3 protein-coding genes are annotated in these 2846 nt (G+C 44.9%); all 3 read left to right on the top strand.

The features are described from left to right. The first annotated feature begins 839 nt into the window (after window positions 1-839). The 3 genes from MiSe_RS48405 (at window position 840) to MiSe_RS48395 (ending at window position 2700) form a co-directional block, all read left to right on the top strand. The gene (locus MiSe_RS48405) at window positions 840-1118 is read left to right on the top strand and encodes a reverse transcriptase N-terminal domain-containing protein (RefSeq protein ID WP_226594580.1); all 279 of its coding nucleotides are present in this window, start codon (window positions 840-842) and stop codon (window positions 1116-1118) included. A gap of 57 nt (window positions 1119-1175) precedes the next feature. Beyond that, window positions 1176-2351, top strand: coding sequence for a reverse transcriptase domain-containing protein (locus MiSe_RS48400; RefSeq protein ID WP_226594577.1), 1176 nt, complete (start codon window positions 1176-1178; stop codon window positions 2349-2351). Between the two features lie 133 nt (window positions 2352-2484). After that, window positions 2485-2700, top strand: coding sequence for an HNH endonuclease (locus tag MiSe_RS48395; RefSeq protein ID WP_264197141.1), 216 nt, complete (start codon window positions 2485-2487; stop codon window positions 2698-2700). Window positions 2701-2846: the final 146 nt, after the last annotated feature.

Raw genomic sequence — 2846 nt, 5'->3', positions numbered from 1 at the left:
TCATGGCTCAGACTGCGGGAAAGTTATGCCGGCGAAGATATCGTTGCCGTCTCTTAGGAGTCCAGGAACCATGCCTATGAGCAGTCGTATATTCAGTTAAATTTGTTTGATTTATCGGCATATACAAGTGCTGAAAATCGGAAATTTAAGGTGCGATTCGTTCAACCTAAATTCGCCAGAAGCGATGGTTGGCATCAACAAAGTAACCTGAAAAAAAAAGGTGGAGTTCGCACTTATAACCTTTGTTGATCAAAACTGGGTATTCATGCAGGTGCGCGGAAGTATCCTAGAAACCGCTAGTCCTGCCGCCCTGGTGCGGGGTTGAAAGCACGTAAACTGCCCTTGGGGGCCCTCACAGACGAGACTGACTATCAAATCTGTAAAGCGGGGACGAAAGCGGTTCTGGTGGTAATAGCTGAAAGCACCTCCCGCAAGCAAGAGACCTATAACCGAGTATTAACTCGTGGGGTAGAACAAACCAAGTGTCCTTAAGCCATCGTAATTCCGAATTAGGGGATATAAGCTGGTAGATTTTCATCTACCTCCTCAGCTGCAAATATCCGGCAAGGGTAAGGACTAACAGGTTCCTTAGACCGAGTTAGCGCACCACCTAGAACCCCGGTGGATAGACACACCCTGGATCGAACTTAGAATACCTGGAACAACGAAGTAATCCTTTTGTTAGCTGCTGATCGAGGTCGATCGATCAAGGTAGGCTCTCAGGCTAAACGCAGCAAAAGGAAAGGATGGTTCAACCAGCTAATGCCGAACTCGAATTAACGAGTAATGCCTCAAAAGCGACGGCGTAATTGCCCGGATATGCTGACTAAAATCGCCATATGTCAGAGCTAAAAGTGTTAGTAGTAATGCCAAAGCCTAAATCAGATTCACCACAGAATACTCAAGGATGGAAGCGTATCAATTGGCGCCAAGTCGAAGGATACGTCTTTAAGCTACAAAAGCGCATCTACGCTGCTTCGCGTTGTGGTGATGTCAAGCGCGTCCGCCAACTCCAGAAGACACTGATGAAATCCTGGTCAAACCGGGTACTAGCGGTACGAAAGGTAACACAAGATCATCCAGGACCTAAGACGGCAGCAGTGGATGGTGTTCGTTGATTCTCCCCAGCAGCACGCCTAAACCTTGCAGGACGTTTAAAGTTAACCGGAAAATCCATGCCAACACGTCGAGTGTGGATACCCAAACCTGGAAAAGACGAAAAACGCCCGTTAGGAATCACCCCCATGTATGATCGCACACTACAAAATGTAGTAAAAGCGGCACTTGAACCAGAATGGGAGGCTCTCTTTGAGCCAAACTCCTACGGTTTTCCACCAGGAAGGTCTGCCCATGATGCAATATGGCAAGTAAAAACCATAATCAGGCAAAAGGCAAAATACGTGCTAGACGCGGATCTAGCCCGATGTTTTGATGGCATCAACCATGAAGCCCTCCAAAAATTAAAAATAAAAGGTAAAGTCAGGCAACAAATAAAAGCTTGGCTAAAATCCCGAGTCATAGACCAAGGGGCATTTACTGCTACATCTCTTGGTACAATGCCAGGAGGAGTTATTTCTCCACTACTAGCAAATATAGCCCGACACGGATTAGAGGAAAGCATAGCCGAAGCATTTCCAGATAATGGCGGATATATAAAAGCGACAAAAGGATACGGGCGAAAGAAAGTATCTGTCCCTAAAATAGTCCGATATTTGGCTGAGGATTTTGTTGTTGTTTGCGCCGAAAAATCTGTTGTCCAAAGATGCGGGGAAATAATCTCCGAATGGTTAAATAGGGTAAAACTTGAGTTAAAACCTGAAAAAACTCGACTGACACATAATGGCCCAAAATTAAGTGAAGATGGTCAAGCTGGGTTCGATTTTTTGGGAGAGCATTTTCAACAATTTCCAGCCGGAAAATATAGAAGTGATAGAGACTCAAAAAACAGAATATTAGGTTTTGACACTTGCGTCACCCCATCCGCGAAGGCGAGTAAGGCACACCAAGAGAAAATCCGAATAGCAAAACATAATTCTTCACCTCAAGCGGCGCTAATAAAAGACCTGAATCCGGTGAGGCAAGGATGGTGTAATTATTACTTTAACTGCGACGCAAGAGAGGAATTTAAAAATCTTGATTTTCTCACATACCTGAAACTTCGAGGATGGGCAAAAAGACGCTGTAAAAACATCTTTGATGGTCACAAGAAATATTGGAGAACCATAGGCAGCGATAACTGGGTATTCGCAACCAGGTCAGGGGAAGCGAACCCCCTAGGGTTAATTAAGCATAACAGTACTAGCAGCAGTAGTACTAAGTATGTGAAAGTTAAAGGCGATAAAAGCCCATAGGAAGGCGACCTAGTTTACTCGAGTCAAAGATGAGGAAGACACCCTGAATTGCCCAATCGTAAGGCGCGCGTTGTTACAGCAACAAAAGGGTAAATGTCCTTGGTGCGGAATGCACTTTCTTGATCGAGATGTTATGGCAGAAGACCAGATAACCCCCAGATCGCTAGGCAGTAAGGATTATTGGTCAAATAGACAACTTCTTCATCGGCATTGTCATGATGAAAAAACGGCGATTGACCTGATAAAAATCCGAGAAAAGAAACACTCAGATATACTTAACAAATTATCCCATTTCTGGGAGGAAGTTGAATGGGAGTGGATAGAAGACATCCCGGTTTACAAAGGTTAAAGCCACGCAGTCCTGTAGTGACAAAAGGTTACATGTTGAGTAGCCGTGTGCGGTGAAAGTCGCAAGCACGGTGAAAGATGGGAGGGGTGGAGCAGTAATGTTCCCAAGGACCCTACCAGATATGGCAGAAACTGGCAAAAGTTTCT

This window comes from Microseira wollei NIES-4236 (assembly GCF_020521235.1).
Taxonomy (GTDB): domain Bacteria; phylum Cyanobacteriota; class Cyanobacteriia; order Cyanobacteriales; family Aerosakkonemataceae; genus Microseira; species Microseira wollei.
This window is presented reverse-complemented; position numbering and strand designations above follow the sequence as displayed.